The 15590-nt window shown below is 45.2% G+C and carries 12 protein-coding genes, 4 pseudogenes and 1 other annotated feature; of the genes and pseudogenes, 8 read left to right on the forward strand and 8 right to left on the reverse strand.

Annotated features, from left to right (window positions below; translation table 11 throughout):
- Nucleotides 1-68: 68 nt before the first annotated feature.
- Nucleotides 69-1364 carry a glutamate-1-semialdehyde 2,1-aminomutase gene (gene hemL / locus A3EQ_RS0103505; protein WP_026499716.1) on the forward strand — a complete coding sequence of 432 codons (1296 nt, stop codon included), beginning with the start codon at nt 69-71 and terminating at the stop codon, nt 1362-1364.
- Nucleotides 1365-1455: 91 nt separating this feature from the next.
- Here the strand turns inward: hemL and A3EQ_RS23165 are convergent, their stop codons facing one another.
- The 4 genes and pseudogenes from A3EQ_RS23165 to A3EQ_RS22020 form a co-directional block, all read right to left on the reverse strand.
- The gene (locus A3EQ_RS23165) at nt 1456-1806 is read right to left on the reverse strand and encodes a hypothetical protein (protein WP_322786154.1); all 351 of its coding nucleotides are present in this window, start codon (nt 1804-1806) and stop codon (nt 1456-1458) included.
- Nucleotides 1781-1894 (reverse strand): annotated as a pseudogene (locus A3EQ_RS23195) (hypothetical protein); the annotation flags it as partial. The gene A3EQ_RS23165 and the pseudogene A3EQ_RS23195, both read right to left, overlap by 26 nt.
- A 109-nt stretch (nt 1895-2003) precedes the next feature.
- Nucleotides 2004-2159 (reverse strand): ATP-binding protein, encoded by a 156-nt coding sequence (locus tag A3EQ_RS23080; RefSeq protein ID WP_020153805.1) that lies wholly within the window; start codon nt 2157-2159, stop codon nt 2004-2006.
- A pseudogene (locus A3EQ_RS22020) lies at nt 2137-2536 on the reverse strand (IS21 family transposase); the annotation flags it as partial. The gene A3EQ_RS23080 and the pseudogene A3EQ_RS22020, both read right to left, overlap by 23 nt.
- Nucleotides 2537-2797: 261 nt before the next feature.
- Between A3EQ_RS22020 and A3EQ_RS0103525 the strand changes: the two are divergent.
- On the forward strand, nt 2798-3340 hold the full coding sequence (locus A3EQ_RS0103525; protein WP_020153807.1) for a winged helix-turn-helix domain-containing protein: 543 nt from the start codon (nt 2798-2800) through the stop codon (nt 3338-3340).
- Between the two features lie 41 nt (nt 3341-3381).
- Here the strand turns inward: A3EQ_RS0103525 and A3EQ_RS0103530 are convergent, their stop codons facing one another.
- Nucleotides 3382-4623: an MFS transporter gene (locus tag A3EQ_RS0103530; protein WP_020153808.1), complete on the reverse strand. Its 1242-nt coding sequence runs from the start codon at nt 4621-4623 to the stop codon at nt 3382-3384.
- Between the two features lie 106 nt (nt 4624-4729).
- Nucleotides 4730-4927, reverse strand: a pseudogene (locus A3EQ_RS0103535) (helix-turn-helix domain-containing protein); the annotation flags it as partial.
- A gap of 689 nt (nt 4928-5616) precedes the next feature.
- Here A3EQ_RS0103535 and A3EQ_RS20535 point away from each other — a divergent pair.
- Genes A3EQ_RS20535 through A3EQ_RS0103550 form a run of 3 tightly spaced genes read left to right on the forward strand, consistent with a single transcriptional unit; the run spans nt 5617 to nt 8152 of the window.
- Nucleotides 5617-6600, forward strand: coding sequence for an ABC transporter ATP-binding protein (locus tag A3EQ_RS20535; RefSeq protein WP_020153810.1), 984 nt, complete (start codon nt 5617-5619; stop codon nt 6598-6600).
- On the forward strand, nt 6597-7376 hold the full coding sequence (locus tag A3EQ_RS0103545; RefSeq protein ID WP_020153811.1) for an ABC transporter permease: 780 nt from the start codon (nt 6597-6599) through the stop codon (nt 7374-7376). The genes A3EQ_RS20535 and A3EQ_RS0103545 overlap by 4 nt, the downstream gene beginning before the upstream one ends.
- Nucleotides 7376-8152 carry an ABC transporter permease gene (locus A3EQ_RS0103550; protein ID WP_020153812.1) on the forward strand — a complete coding sequence of 259 codons (777 nt, stop codon included), beginning with the start codon at nt 7376-7378 and terminating at the stop codon, nt 8150-8152. The genes A3EQ_RS0103545 and A3EQ_RS0103550 overlap by 1 nt, the downstream gene beginning before the upstream one ends.
- 237 nt (nt 8153-8389) lie before the next feature.
- Here A3EQ_RS0103550 and A3EQ_RS23200 read toward each other — a convergent pair.
- Nucleotides 8390-8884, reverse strand: a pseudogene (locus A3EQ_RS23200) (transposase).
- 648 nt (nt 8885-9532) lie between these two features.
- Between A3EQ_RS23200 and A3EQ_RS0103570 the strand changes: the two are divergent.
- On the forward strand, nt 9533-10900 hold the full coding sequence (locus A3EQ_RS0103570) for a LysM peptidoglycan-binding domain-containing protein (RefSeq protein WP_081626174.1): 1368 nt from the start codon (nt 9533-9535) through the stop codon (nt 10898-10900).
- A gap of 204 nt (nt 10901-11104) precedes the next feature.
- On the forward strand, nt 11105-12175 hold the full coding sequence (locus A3EQ_RS0103575; RefSeq protein WP_020153815.1) for a phosphotransferase: 1071 nt from the start codon (nt 11105-11107) through the stop codon (nt 12173-12175).
- 36 nt (nt 12176-12211) lie between these two features.
- On the opposite strand, the gene A3EQ_RS0103580 is transcribed toward A3EQ_RS0103575, so the two are convergent.
- Complete coding sequence (locus A3EQ_RS0103580; protein WP_020153816.1) at nt 12212-12403, reverse strand: hypothetical protein; 192 nt, start codon at nt 12401-12403, stop codon at nt 12212-12214.
- A 171-nt stretch (nt 12404-12574) separates the two neighbouring features.
- Nucleotides 12575-12804: a binding site (T-box leader), on the forward strand.
- Between the two features lie 38 nt (nt 12805-12842).
- Between A3EQ_RS0103580 and A3EQ_RS0103590 the strand changes: the two genes are divergently transcribed.
- The gene (locus A3EQ_RS0103590; protein WP_020153818.1) at nt 12843-15485 is read left to right on the forward strand and encodes a valine--tRNA ligase; all 2643 of its coding nucleotides are present in this window, start codon (nt 12843-12845) and stop codon (nt 15483-15485) included.
- The last annotated feature ends 105 nt before the right edge of the window (nt 15486-15590 follow it).

Consider the following 15590-nt stretch of genomic DNA (forward strand, 5'->3'; position numbering starts at 1 on the left):
AGGGCTGAAAAAGCGGCCGGATGCGAAATAACGGGTATGGAACATTGAATGGAAGGTGGGAGATCTTTTTGCGTACCTTTGACCGATCGAAGGAAGCCTATCAAAAGGCGTTGACGCTGATGCCGGGGGGCGTAAACAGCCCGGTCCGCGCCTTTAAGGCCGTCGGCATGAACCCGATTTTTATGGAAAGGGGAAAGGGTTCGAAGATTTACGATATCGACGGCAATGAATATATCGATTATGTCCTGTCCTGGGGCCCCCTTATCCTGGGCCATGCCCACCCGGACGTCGTGGAAGCGCTGAAAAGGGCAGCGGAGACGGGGACGAGCTTCGGGATGCCGACCTTGATCGAAAACCGCCTGGCCGAACTGGTGAAGGAGCGGGTCCCGTCCATTGAAATCATCCGCATGGTTTCGTCGGGTACGGAGGCGACGATGAGCGCCCTTCGTCTGGCGAGGGGGTTTACCGGAAGAAACAAGATTTTGAAGTTCGAGGGCTGCTACCACGGACACGGGGACGCATTGCTCATCAAGGCCGGTTCCGGCGTGGCCACCCTCGGCCTTCCCGACAGCCCGGGGGTCCCCGAAGGGGTGGCGAAGCATACGATTACCGTCCCCTACAACGATTTGGATGCGGTGAAACTCGCCTTTGAAAAATTCGGGGAGGATCTCGCCGCCGTCATCGTGGAGCCGGTGGCCGGCAACATGGGGACCGTGCCCCCGGTCCCGGGATTTTTGGAAGGATTGCGGGAAATCACCAGCCATTACGGCGCCCTCCTGATTTTCGACGAAGTGATGACCGGGTTCCGGGTGGATTATCATTGCGCCCAAGGATATTTTCACATCGAGCCCGATTTAACCTGCCTCGGGAAAGTCATCGGCGGCGGGCTGCCCGTCGGTGCCTACGGCGGAAGGGCGGAGATTATGGAAAAGGTCGCCCCGAGCGGTCCCGTGTATCAGGCCGGCACCTTGTCCGGGAACCCGATGGCCATGACGGCGGGATACGAAACGCTGAAGCGGTTGGCGCCGGAGGATTATAAGGAGTTTGAGCGGAAAATCGACCGTTTGGAACAAGGCTTTATCCAAGCCGCGGAAAAATACGGCGTCCCCCTGACCTTCAACCGGGCCGGCGCCATGTTCGGGTTTTTCTTTACCCGGGAGAAGGTCGTCAATTATGAAACGGCGAAAACCGCCGATTTGGAATTTTTCGCGAAATTCTATCGGGAAATGACGTCGCAAGGAATCCTCTTGCCCCCGTCCCAATTTGAGGCCCTGTTCCTGTCCAAGGCCCATACGGATGAGGATATCGAACGGACGGTTCAGGCGGCCGAAAGGGCTTTTGCCAAGCTGACGCAAGGGGAATGAATCAATGCGTGCGGCCGCAGGCTTTTTCGGGGCAATGTCTTCGCTTCGGCCAAGAACTCGGAATTGTTTCACCCCCTGCGGCCGCAAGTTTTTAGAGTCTGCCTCTTGCCACCGGCCAAAAACGCGGAATGAATGATCGCAAGCGGCGGCAAACCGCGCGGAAAGCCGCCCGGAACGTTTGACGTTTTTCATGGAGGCGGCCGCCCGCCCTTCGCCCGCCGGGCAGGTGGGAGCAGGAAGCGCAGGGGCTGTCCGACTTGCCCTGCCCGGCGGAAATGACATTTGTCGACAACGATTTAAAATTCCCCATTTTCAACGAAATGAATTTCCCCATTATGAACGTTGAATTAAGCAACTGGGCAGGATAAACTCCTGCTTTTTTCTTTTCTCGTAGACGATAAGAATCGCCTTTGATATTAAAGGTAATGGCGTGTTGTAACAGGCGATCTAAATGGCTGTCGCCAGTACATCATCACCGAATACCTTCCCCATTCAAGACGGGATTTATTCGATGTAAGAATCATTGAACCCTGTTCATACCGTTTCGATACAACGTGAAAAAAACATTGGCCGTTAAATCATCAAAAGGAAAGTAACCGACCTCATCAATAATGGGTACGTTTGGACGACTCCAACGATTTACTGATCGCTGGAGAGTGCTTTTTCGTTTGCCTTTCGGCATTCGGCCACTAAATCGTCTGCGGTTAAGAATAAAGCGGTATATCCTTGCGTGATGGCTTCCACCGCAAAGGAAACCGCTAAATGCGCAGGCATATACCTCTTGGTATTGACCATCTACCAAATACTTCCCCACATGGGCCCAGTCCATTTGAGCTTGTTTGCCCGGTGGTGTTTCATGCCGTAAGGCGGCTTGTTTCTTTGGCTGTTCCCGATAGGGACGAACAAAATCTCTTCATATCGTCATCTTCCCTGTGTATCCCATGGCCTGTATCTCTTCCAAAAGAACAACACAATTGTTCGTTCCTTCTTTTATTCTTTGAAGCAGATCGTTTTTATAAGGAATCCAGCTCGCTCGTTTTCTTTTTCTCACTCCCTTTACGCTCTGGAAGCTTGTCCCCCTTTAGATACTTACGGATCGTTTTACGATCAAATCCTGTTTCTTTGGCAATCGCTGTTTGAGTCTGGGCTTTCTGATCCAACTCTCGAATCATAAAAAAACTCCCCAATCTTCAGCAGCGTTTCTCCACTTCATCTACGATGTTGTTTTGAAACGATTATCTGTTGTTTTTGGGGAATTTTTATACCGCTATTATTGGGGATTTTATCACAGTTGATTACAAATAGATTATTGTATACTTATAGTAATAGTATTATTTCCCAAAAAACTTAGATAAAACATACTGAAAGAATTAGATATAATGATTATTAATATTTATTTATTTTAGAAATAAAAGAGAGGGTGAATAAAAATCATGAATAATAAAGAATTAGAAATTGCTAAATCCCTATTTAATTTGCAGCGAATAAGAATTTTACAAGCTGTAAAAGAAAAAGAAAAGACGGTAAAAGAAATTGCCGAAATTCTGAATGAAAAACCTTCCCGTCTCTATTATCATGTACACCAATTAGAGGATCTTGGATTATTGGAAGTTGTACGTGAAAAGCAAGTAGGAAATCTGATTCAAAAATATTATAAATCAGTAGATAAAGACACATTCCCAGATGAGTTTACATTTACGGGTAAAGAGGCTTATGATAATGCTGACTACATAATTTCTCAACTTTACGCTTTCATCGATGAAGCACTTTCGAAAATTTACACAGATTTAAATAAAAAAGATTATAGAAAAGTTTCATCTGAAGCTAGTATTATAAATGTACAATTAACAAAAGATGAATGGAGAGAGGTTAATAAAAAGATTAGAGAAGTTATTTCTACACGAAATAGTGAAGAAAAAGGTGTAAAAGAGTGGAATGTTAGATATATTATTATGAGTTATTTAGATGATTTATAGTTATATAACTCCATAAAAAACTAAGCAGAAATCATATCTGCTTAGTCAGAAAAAAGATGTTTATATTCAAGTGCATCCGTTATAGGCAAATTTCTTAATGTAGGGATTAATAACCAATATATAGAAACGAATACCATGGCAATACTGCCAAAAATAAAGATAATCCAACTGCCAATAAAAGGAGCCATTGTCCCTCCGGTTAAAGATCCTAATGGTGCAGCAATCGATGTTGCCCCCACAATAAAAGAGAAAACCCTTCCTAGTAAATCACTAGGTACATTTTTCTGCAGAGAAGATAGGAACAAGACATTTGTTATTCCTATTGCTATATAACTTCCTCCAAACAAAATAACAGAAAGTGAATGAATATTGGTAATCCCTGCCAAAAACCAGCTTAATCCTGAACAGAAAAATCCGATAATGGTTACCTTACCTAAAGGAAATTGACTAAAAAACGAACTAATTGTAGACCCCATCAATAACCCAAAAGACATTGCCGCCAAATACCATCCATAAATATCACTTCCCCCACGATTAACAGCGTATTCCGGTAATATGGCTGATACAGCCCCGATGATAAAATTTGCTAAAATTGAAGCTAACAAAAATTTGGGGATCAATGAACCTTTTATAAACTGGTATCCTTTTTTCAAATCCGCTTTATAGTTTTCCCACTTATCTTTTAAAGAAAAGTCCCTTTCAAAATCCTTCTCTTCTAAATCTGTTTTCGGTATTTTTATGTAAAAAAACAAAAGCATGGCTATAAAAAATGTTACTGAACCTAACATATAAACAAACACAGTTCCAATAAGTGCAATAATCGTTCCTGATATTCCTAATAAAATAACATCGAGTAGTTGATAGGTTGCATTCATTATTGAATTAGCTTCTGTTAAATATTTTTCTTCGACAATCGTCGGCAATATGGCTGCATGTGTCGGATAGACAAATTGCTGAATGATAGATGCAATCGGATTAATAATCAGGACGAGCCAAACAGAAAGTACTCCCAAAAAGTGTGCAAGAGGAATTACTAGTAACAATATCGCTTGAATCATTTGCGTGTAAATAAGTATGGACTTGTATCTTTCTTGCTTAATCAACGGACCAATGAAAAATTGGAGGATTAATGGCGCCATCGTTAAAAAGCCGCCCAAACCAGTATAGAAACTATTTTGCGTTAAATCATAAATCAACCACATCGATGCGACTGCATATAAACTATCCCCTATATTCGTAAAAATTCTTCCGGAAACCAAGAATGCGAAATTTTTATTCCACACACTATCCCTCCTTAATCACTAAAAATATTTTAACGAAAAACAAATTTTATTACAATGGATTGATTGACACTATTCAAACTTGTGTTTATTATTGACAAATACAGAAAATTCGTTTTTGAAGATAGGGCTTAAATGGATCCAATTTGCTTTTTTTTGTTTTCGCTTGGATTTGGAAGGGGGATTGGGGGAGTGAATATATTTTCGGACGGTTTTCCGACCGATCCCCAATTCCCTCGCGATATCGGAAACTAATTCCCCTTTCATACATCTCTTTGATCATGAAAAATTCCCCTCTCGTAATCAAAAACCTAGCCCCTCTCATTTACACTATGGTTCTATTGTAAGTGGGGAATTTTATTCCGGCTATATTGGGGATTTTATCACCGGCTTGAACAAACAAGCCTTACAGGAATTGAAGTAACAATATGGATCCGTATTCCCAACCGTGTTTAAAGCGATCACATCGGACAATGGCGCTGAATTCAGGGAACTCAGCAATCCAAGGAGTATTACCCGCATCCTTACACCTCATGTGAACAAGGAACCAATGAACGTCACAACGGACTCCTTCGCCAATTGATTCCAAAGGCAAGTCATGGCGGATAGCGATTCATCGCGCCTGATCGACGGAGAGAACCGGGGTATCACCCTCCCCGGGAAGATCCTGGAATATCGTTCACCAAACGATGCGTTTCACGAAGAGTTACGAAACATCGCCCGATCATAACCATATTTTCGATTACCGGAATTTGTTGCATTTATTATTGTAATTTAAGAAGGTGGATGGTAAATTTTAGAACAAGAAGAGATCCAAAGATGAAATATATAATAAATTGACAAAATTTGAAATTTCTTAAAAACTAATTAAGTTAAACCGAATATTATAATAATTTGTAAGTCACTAGTACCTGGTCATCAATATAACGATTTATTATCTAATGTTTTGAGGATTGTTAATGATAATATGTTTGTCGAAATAATGGAGTGAATATCATGATTAGCTTCAAAAATGTAAGTTTTTCCTACAAGTCTTTTAAAAAGCAAGTTGGGATTCGTGGAACATTAAAGGATTTATTTAAGAGAGAACATGTAAACCATACTGCTTTAGAAAATATTACTTTTGAAGCAGAAAAAGGTGAGATTCTGGCTTTAGTAGGACCTAATGGAGCAGGAAAAACTACACTTATAAAATTATTAGTCGGATTGATAGAACCTTCAACGGGAAATATCGATGTACTTGGATTTAATCCTTATAAAAAGAGCAATAAATATTTATCACAGATCGGTCTTGTAATGGGACAAAAAAGTCAGCTTACATGGGAATTACCGGCAATAGATACACTACATCTTATAAAGGCAATATATAGGATTGATTCTAAAGATTTTACAGAGAGATTAAATTATTTTTTAAACCTGTTAAATTTGAAAGATAAGGTTGCTGTTCCTGTAAGGAAATTGTCTCTAGGAGAAAGGATGAAGTTTGAGCTAATAGCATCAGTAATCCATTATCCTAAATTACTTATTCTTGATGAACCTACAATTGGTTTAGATATTGAGAGTCAGAGAGCAATACATAAATTTTTGCTGCATTTAAATCAAACCGAGAAAACAACAATATTGATTACGAGCCATTATATGCGTGATATCGAAGCTTTGGCTAAAAGAATAATGATATTAATTAACGGTCAAATTAAATACGATGGAGATATTAAACAATTAGTAAATACATTTAATAAGGGTAACACGATTATAGTAAAAACAAAGAGTGAACTTCCTGATGAAATACTGGGATATAAGATTAAAAGGGGTTCAGAAGAAAATAGTTGGGAGATATTGTTACAAGCAGGAGAATCTTATTATGAATTATTATCTTATCTTACTAATAATTTCCAGATTGAGAGTTTTCATATGAAAGAAACTCCATTTGAGGACATCATTTTCAATATCTTTACTGAAACGAAGGAGAGTTCAAGTTGAGTAAATACTTATATGTTTTTAGAAACGAGATTTTACTAAATTTGACTTATAAAGGTAATATCATTTCGAGTTTTATTGTTCAAATAATTCAAATGATAACGACGGTTTTTGTGTGGAGAGCTTTATATTCGGGGGAGAATGATATTGGTAATTATAACATATCAGAAATGACTACTTATTTAATCTTAACATCCTTATTAAGTGTAATATTTTCTCCTAACAGTGCTTTTAGATTATCCAATCTTATTAGCAGCGGAAAACTTTCAATTTTATTAATAAGACCATACTCTTATTTTTTTGAAAGCTTTTCAGTTTTTTTAGGACAAAAAGTAGTTCAGATTTGTGTAGTATTCATCATGATTATTTGTTTTTTTATGTTAGGCTTATTTCAGTTTTCGTTTCCAAATATTGTTTCTATATTATTGGTTCTAACTAATTTCATTTTATTATTTATTTTTTTATCAGTTATGGGAGAATTAAGCTTTTGGTTAATTGAAATGTGGCCATTACGCCCAATTTATAATGGTTTACTCTCACTATTTGGGGGAGTAATGTTTCCTTTGGATTTACTCCCGGAAAGCATATTGAATATAATACAATTTACACCTTTCTCGCTCTTTGGTTATGTAAATACAAAAGCGATTATGGGAGAGTTGTCTACTGACGCAATGTTTAACTTCTTAATAGCTTCTATGTTATGGATAATATTTTTCCAAATTATTTATATTATTTTATGGAAAAAGGGATTAAAGAAATACGAAGGAGTGGGAATATAATGTTTTTCAATTACCTAAAAATTGTATGGAGTTTAAGTATTTCCCAATTTTTTATATATAGATTAACTTCTGTTTTCGTATGTTTTTTCGGTGTGTTATTTACAGCAATTGAAGTTATAACTCTTTTTGTCCTATATCATTATACAGACTCAATAAATGGTTGGGACTTTTATAGTTTTCTTACACTTTCTGCCACTTATACATTAATATCATATATTTATCAATTTTTCTTTACCCTATCTCATGAAAAATTAATAGATAAAATAGTAGAGGGAGATTTGGACTATGATCTAGTAAGGCCGATAGATTCGCAATTGATTAATAGTATCAAACAATTGGATATTCCAAGTTTGATTAACATTGTTATCGCAATTGTATTACTCTGTTTTTCAGTTCCTCATGTATTAACTGGACATATTTTTGGAATAGTTATGTACATATTATTTGTATTGATGGGTGTTTACTTTTATTATTTAGTTAATCAATTTTTTATAAACTTTGCTTTTTGGATCGAACGGCCCTATCAAATAGCAGCTATTCCTGAATATTTATTAGATATAGCAAGTCGTCCAAGGAATGTTTATCCTCCTATTTTACATGTGCTATTTGTATGGGTTTTTCCAATTCTACTTAGTACAAATTTACCTGCTGAAATATTAAGAGGCGATTATAGTGTGGTTACATTAGTGTACTATTTATTTTTTATTATATTGTTTTCATTCTTAGTTAGAATACAGTGGAAACAAGCATTAAAGAAATATCAATCTGCAAATTAATAGTAAATTGAGATGATCGAGTCCATCGTTGTGTGTAAATTTTCCCTCGGTTAGAATGCCCGCTTCAAGTGGAAGATGGAACATTTCGCGTCTTTGAGAGGCTGCGACAGACGCTTTTTAGCCGATACTTATGATCTTGTTGTTTTTGTTCACGGCCTGGGATTTACGCCACTCCAGATAGCGGTCCATATCCAAATACTTTCTGCCGCCGGCCCATTTCTCGTCGATTTCCATGAGTTATGCTCCCATCAGCCGTTTGGCCGATTCCCGATTGGGAAAGATGCGATCACCCGTTCCCGACGGCGGATTTCCTCGTTCAAGCGCGCAAGGGCTGGTTGTGCGGAGACGCCTGCGGTACTTTTCCGGCAAAAGCGGGACCGCCGTCGCATCTTCAAAACCGGCTTCCAGGATTGCCATGGCTTTCGGCGCTTTCGTTTTGTATGCCTCCAGAACCTGATTCAAGCGTAGCCGCGCCGCATCCAGATCCGGTGCGTCGAAAATGGCCCGTACTCGGCTATGTATTTCATCTTACATAGCTTTCGGCGTGGCATCCAGAATATTGCGCAGGAAGTGGGTCTGACACCGCTGCCAGGTGACGCCTTGGAAGGGTTTACGGATGGTCCGCACCAACCCGCCGTGGACATCCGACACAATCCGATCGACGCCTCGGAGCCCGCGGCTTTTCAGCCAGCTAAAAAATTCACCCCAACTAGATTCGTACCGTTTCGATATCCTTTCGTTCTTCCGTCCGTTCGTAGGGCTCTGCCCTCAATTGTTCCGTTGCCTGGGCTTGTAACACTTGGTTCAGTACGGATTCCGGCAGCTTGGCTACTCCCGCATCCTGGGTGTTACCGAGAAAAGTTGATGCAAAAGTTGCGAATCTACGGTAATCTGATTTTGAGCCATTTCACCCCCCCTCTCTTTGGAATGTTTTCTCGACGACTACATTCAACCGAGGGGATTTGAAAATGGCTCATTTTTTTTAGATTCCTTTTTACACAATTTTACGGACTTAACTTCCTAACGTACGACTCTTGTTTATATTAGAATAAGGACTTGTTCTTGTAATTTTTCCAAAGAACGGTCGTAAGTATTTCTTTTCTTCCTGAAATACTTCGACCGGTCTTTTTTTGGTCGTGTTGCGGATTTTATAATTAGCGGTTCGATTTAACCAGTCCCTGAAAGAATGGAAGAAGCCGCGGGCCGGGAAATTTTGTTCGAACGTCCCGTTCCCTCAGGGATCCGCCGGGCCGATGGGAGGCGTTTCTCCTGTCCCGCGGGTATTTCCTGTCTTGAACATAATTCCCCTCTTTTTTTCATAAAGTATATTGATCATGGCCGTCACGATCATCGAATGTTTGAAAGGGAGGGGGATTGCGGATGGCTGAGGAAAGGCCGTCGGCATTGAGATTTTCTTTGGCAGATGTGGTACGCTTCCGCAAAGGAGAAGAGATCGAGGAATTGATCAGCTTATCTTTGGAACCGGAAATCCTCGTCCAGGAAAGGGACCATTACTATTCCATCCGGGGATCCCTGAACATGTTCGGGGAATACAGGGTCGCACCGGGCGAGGAGGAAGACGGGGAAGAAGATTTCTTCAACTTTTCCGGGCTGCGGTATGTGGATGTCATCGAAACGAGGGAGGAGGGGATTAACGAGTTCCGCCACGATTTCCCCGTGGACATCTCCGTTCCGAAGTACCGGGTGAGGAATATTGAGGAATTGAATTTGGATATCGATTCCTTCGACTATGAAATCCCCGGAAAAGGGGAATTAAGGCTGAGGGCGGAAATTTTGATCTCCGGCATCTACGATGAGGACGAACGGGAGGAAGAAGGGGAAGCGGAAGAAACGGAAAGGCCCGGGGAAGAGGGCTTGGAAGCGGAATTCGGATTGTTGAAAGAACTGAACGGCGATCAAAAGGAAGACGATGATTACAACTTTTTCGTGGAAGCGAGGAAATCCGCCCGCCTGGATGAAGGGGAAGGGAAAGGTCCGGAGGAGGAATTTGTCTCGATCCAGATTTTTTCCAACGAAGAGGCGGATGACGAAACGAAGAAAGAGGTTCCGTTCGATGGAGAGGAGATTTCCGCCCCGGGCGGGGAGCCCGCATCTTCACGGAAAGAGGGAGAGATTTTCGCCGCATCCGAAGCCACAGCCGTGAAGGCGGGAACGGAATCTTCCCCGGCGGAGAAGGAACGGCCTGCCCTTTCCGGCCTTAGGGGAGAAAATCCGCCGGCGGACGGTGCAAAGGAAGATGCCGGGCATCCATCCGGACCTCCGGAATGGGGGGAGGAGCGCGGGAAAGGGGAAAGGACAGCCGCTTTTTTTGAGGAGCCTGAGGTAAAAGGAAAAGCATCGGAAGGGACGGAGGCAAGGCCGGGAGAAGGAAACGATTTGCCGGAGCAGCCGGATGGCGGACCGGACCGTTTGCCGGAAGCGGAGGAACAAAACGGACCGGACACGCAGCCCCGGGAGATCCATTACCAGGCGAACGAGGAACCGGTCCAGGAAAAGAGCGTCATTTCGCTGGCGGATATTTTCGCCCATAAGGATGCGGAGACGAAACTGACGAGATGGAAAGTGTATTTCGTTCAAGAGGAGGATACGCTGCAGGACATCGCCGAGAAATACGAAACGAACGTGTCCCAATTGCTGCGGGCCAATGGCCTCGAATCGGATCATGAGGTTTACCCGGGGCAAGTGCTTTACATTCCCGAAACGAAGGGACATTTGACCAATTCGTGAGGCTGCTCCGAAGAGCCTTGACCGGAAGGCTTTCAGGCAGCCCTTTTTTTCGCCCGTTTTTGGCAAACGGCTGGAGCAAAGGATTGCGGCCATCGGGCTGATCGCTGCGGCACGGCTTCCAAAGCCGCCGCAAGCTGGCAAGAAACCGCGGCTCCGGAAAGACCGGTCAGGCGCCTTAGGTCCTCCCATCGGGAAAGTTTACACTTGAAAAAAGGGCTAATCTGGAAATGGGCAGGCGAAAGCGAGATGGATGCGGAGAACAGGCAAAGGATACGGACCGTTTTGCGGGAATACGGGTTGGAGGCGGAACGGATCGAAGCCTTTGGAAAAATGCATAAAGTGTACGGGAAAAGGGGAATTTTCGGGCTGAAGGAGACGACGGAGCAAAAGGGGAGGAACATGCTCCGCTCCCTGACGGTCCTTTATGACAAGGGCTTTTTCCACGTCGTCCCTGTCTGTTTGACAAGAAGGGGGTATCCTGGGGTCCGTTTTCCGGGGAAATTTTTTTATTTGCTGCCCTGGATGGAGGGAAAAAGCGGCGGACAACAGGGGAAGACCGGGGACAGGATGTTCCGGGAACTGGGGAAAATGCATTACTTTACCGCCCGGGAGATCCCACTCGACAAAAGGCGGGCGGAGAATGATTACTTGCGGGCCAAGGAGCGGATCGAAAGGGAAAAGGAAGAATTGGAGAGATTCATGGATCTTTGCGAACAAAAAACCTATTTGTCCCCTTTCGAGTGGATCTTTACGGATTATTTTTTCGAGATTTGGCAGGCCTATGAATTTGCCGGCGCAAAGCTGGAGCGATGGTTCACGGAAACCGTGAGCCGCGGAAGCCTGCGCAGCGTCCTCATCCACGGGCGTCTGTCCTTGGATCACTTCATCTTTGACGAACGGGGAACCGGCCGTTTTATCAACCTGGAACACAGCCGGCGGGCCTCCCCCGTTTTTGATCTACTGCCGTTTTTTCGGGAGATTTTGCAGACTCGGGACGGTGAAGCGTTCCATTGGATGAATCACTATTGGAAATATTTCCCATGGCGGGAGGAGGAGCAATTCCTGCTCCAAGCCGGACTGGCATGTCCGCATCCGTTGATGAAGCTTGTCAAAGCCTATTCCCTTCCGGAGAAAAAAATGGGGGAATATGATGCCGCCAAAGGGATGATGCAGGAAATCCGGCGGCTGCTCCATATCAAAGGGTTCGTTTTGGAATTGGAAAAAGGGCTGCCGGCCGGCGGAACGGATGCCGGAGATCAAGGGGACCCGGAATGAAAGGCGGCCGGTGATCCTGAAAGACTTGCCGCCCCGTCAGAAGAATTCGAAATGAAAGGCGATCGCGATGAGAAGAAAGAGCAGAAGCAAAATGACATCGAAGGTGGTGGGCAAAAAAACCGTCCGGATCGCCTGGAAAATGCAAAAGGGAATGATCAATTGACGGGCGATCTCCCTCGCCGTCCGCAGCCGGGGAGGCAAAGTGTAAGGGTTAAATCTTCTGCGCAAAGCCGGAAAACCTCCTTTACGGAAACGGGATTACTATTATTTTTATGTCCCCGCCGGCAAAATAGTGATTGAAAGGTATTTTTCCCGGGAAATCGGAAATAATGATTGACGAAAAAGATTGGTATCGAATAAAATATAAGATAAAACCTGACCCTTTTAAACATGACAAAGCCATATGCGTTGAACGGGAGGAGTACAATCCCCACTGCATTCAAGAGAGGGAATCGGCTGGTGGAAGATTCCTATGCAGCGGATTGGAAGGTCGCCCGGGAGCAGCTTTTGCGAAAGACGTCGCCGTCGATTAGCAAAAGCCGGCGGATGCCGTTAACCGAAGGAGTGCCGGATGCAGCCGTCTGCATCCGTGAAAAAAGGTGGTACCGCGAATCCCATTCGTCCTTTTGACGTTTGGGATTTTTTATTTTGGAAAGGAGGAGATCGCATGGAAGAGCTCGAGATCAAAATGCCGACCAAATATGATCCGAAAACGGTGGAACAGGGCCGTTACGAATGGTGGCTCCGCGGAAAATATTTCGAGGCGAAAGGAGAACCGGACAAAAAACCGTTTACGGTCGTCATTCCTCCGCCGAACGTCACCGGAAAATTGCATCTCGGCCACGCCTGGGATGCGACCCTTCAGGACATCATCGTCCGGATGAAGCGGATGCAGGGGTATGACGTTTTGTGGCTCCCCGGCATGGACCATGCGGGCATCGCCACCCAGGCCAAGGTGGAGGAAAAGCTGCGGAAGGAAGGAAAGACGAGATACGATCTGGGCCGGGAAAAATTTGTCGAAGAAACGTGGCGCTGGAAAGAGGAATATGCCGGCCACATCCGGAAACAATGGGAAAAACTCGGCCTTTCCCTCGATTACACGAGGGAGCGTTTCACCTTGGATGAAGGGCTCTCCAGGGCCGTCCGCGAAGTGTTCGTCTCCCTATACCGGAAGGGCCTGATCTACCGGGGGGAATATATCATTAACTGGGATCCGGAGACAAGGACGGCTTTATCCGACATTGAAGTGATTTACAAGGAAGTGGAAGGCGCCCTCTACCACATCAAATATCCGTTAAAGGACGGAAGCGGCCATATCGAAGTGGCCACGACGAGGCCGGAAACGATGCTGGGGGATACCGCCGTCGCCGTCCATCCGGAGGATGACAGGTACAAGGACCTGATCGGCAAAACGGTCGTCTTGCCCTTCGTTGGCCGGGAGATTCCGATCATCGCCGATGAATACGTAGACAAGGAATTCGGAACCGGAGCGGTCAAAATTACCCCCGCCCATGACCCCAACGACTTCGAGGTCGGAAACCGGCACGGGCTCCCGCGGATCCTGGTCATGAATCCGGATGGGACGATGAATGAAAATGCCGGCAAATACCAGGGATTGGACCGTTTCGAATGCCGGAAGCGGATCGTCGAAGATCTTCGGGAGCTCGGGCTGCTGGAAAAAGTCGAAAAGCATGTCCATTCCGTCGGCCATTCGGAAAGAAGCGGCGCCGTCGTCGAACCGTATCTGTCCACCCAATGGTTCGTCAAGATGGAACCGCTGGCCAGGGCAGCCATCGAACTGCAAAAGGGCGAAGGAAAAGTCCGTTTTGTGCCCGAACGTTTCGAAAAGACCTATTTGCACTGGCTGGAAAATATCCGGGATTGGTGCATTTCCCGCCAGCTTTGGTGGGGACACCGGATTCCCGCCTGGTATCATAAAGAGACCGGCGAGATTTACGTGGACACCGAACCGCCGAAGGACATCGAAAATTGGGAGCAGGATCCCGATGTTTTGGACACTTGGTTCAGCTCGGCGTTATGGCCCTTTTCGACGATGGGATGGCCGGACACGGAAAACCCCGATTACAAGCGGTATTATCCGACGGACGTCCTGGTGACGGGCTATGACATCATTTTCTTCTGGGTGTCGCGAATGATTTTCCAAGCCCTGGAATTTACTGGTACGAAACCGTTCAAGGATGTATTGATCCACGGCCTCGTCCGCGACAGCCAGGGAAGAAAAATGAGCAAATCCCTCGGAAACGGCGTCGATCCGATGGAGGTCATCGACAAATACGGGGCCGACTCCCTGCGCTATTTCCTGGCAACCGGTTCTTCCCCGGGGCTGGATTTGCGCTTCAGCACGGAAAAGGTGGAAGGGGTCTGGAATTTCGCCAACAAAATTTGGAACGCGTCCCGCTTCGCCTTGATGAACTTGAACGGCATGACCTATGATGAAATCGATTTGGGCGGGGAGAAATCCGTCGCCGACCGATGGATCTTGGCGAGATTGAACGAGACGATCGAAACGGTCACGAAGCTTGCGGAAAAATACGAATTCGGCGAAGCCGGGCGGACGTTGTACAACTTTATCTGGGATGATCTTTGCGATTGGTACATCGAGATGGCCAAGCTCCCGCTCTACGGCGATGACGAAGGGGCGAAAAGGACGACGAGGTCCGTTCTCGCCTGCGTTTTCGATCAAACCTTGCGTTTGTTGCACCCGTTCATGCCGTTTATTACCGAGGAAATATGGCAGCATCTGCCCCATCAGGGAGAGACGATCACTTTAAGCAAATGGCCCGAGGTCCGCAAAGAATGGGATGATCCGAAGGCGGTCAAGCAGATGAAAATCCTGATGGAAATCATCCGTTCGGTAAGAAACATCCGCGCGGAAATGAACACGCCGATGGGCAAGAAAATCGATGTCCTGATCAAAGCAACGGACGATGAAACGCTGGAAACGTTAAAGGAAAACGAAAAATATCTCCGGCGCTTTCTAAATCCGAAGACCCTCGTGATGGCCAAGGACCTGGCGGCGCCGGAAAAATCGATGAGCGCCGTCGTCACCGGCGGGGAAATCTTCCTGCCCCTTGAGGGGCTCATCGACATCGAAGAGGAGATCGCCCGGCTGGAAAAAGAGCTGGCAAAATGGGATGCGGAAGTCTTGCGGGTGCAAAAGAAACTGGCCAATGAAAATTTCCTGAAAAAAGCGCCGGCCCAAGTGGTCGCCGCCGAAAGGGAGAAGGAGAAGGAATATTTGGAAAAAAGGTCTCTTGTGGAGCAGCGGCTGAAAGAGTTAAAATCTTGATGGACGGATTTTCCAGGACGGATCTACTTCGTTAGATTCGTCCTCTTTTTGAACAAGAAGCGGGAAAACGGGATTTCACCGATCGGATCTTTCCCGGTCGTCGAC

The sequence above is a fragment of the Caldibacillus debilis DSM 16016 genome (genome assembly GCF_000383875.1).
Taxonomy (GTDB): domain Bacteria; phylum Bacillota; class Bacilli; order Bacillales; family Caldibacillaceae; genus Caldibacillus; species Caldibacillus debilis.

What these genes read in the sequence shown, in the direction of transcription:
- A3EQ_RS0103570 (WP_081626174.1), top strand. Translation starts at nt 9,533, where the DNA reads ATGGCTGAGGAAAGGCCGTCGGCATTGAGATTTTCTTTGGCAGATGTG.
- A3EQ_RS0103550 (WP_020153812.1), top strand. Translation starts at nt 7,376, where the DNA reads ATGTTTTTCAATTACCTAAAAATTGTATGGAGTTTAAGTATTTCCCAA.
- A3EQ_RS23080 (WP_020153805.1), bottom strand. Translation starts at nt 2,159, where the DNA reads ATGGTCAATACCAAGAGGTATATGCCTGCGCATTTAGCGGTTTCCTTT.
- A3EQ_RS20535 (WP_020153810.1), top strand. Translation starts at nt 5,617, where the DNA reads ATGATTAGCTTCAAAAATGTAAGTTTTTCCTACAAGTCTTTTAAAAAG.
- A3EQ_RS0103590 (WP_020153818.1), top strand. Translation starts at nt 12,843, where the DNA reads ATGGAAGAGCTCGAGATCAAAATGCCGACCAAATATGATCCGAAAACG.
- A3EQ_RS0103525 (WP_020153807.1), top strand. Translation starts at nt 2,798, where the DNA reads ATGAATAATAAAGAATTAGAAATTGCTAAATCCCTATTTAATTTGCAG.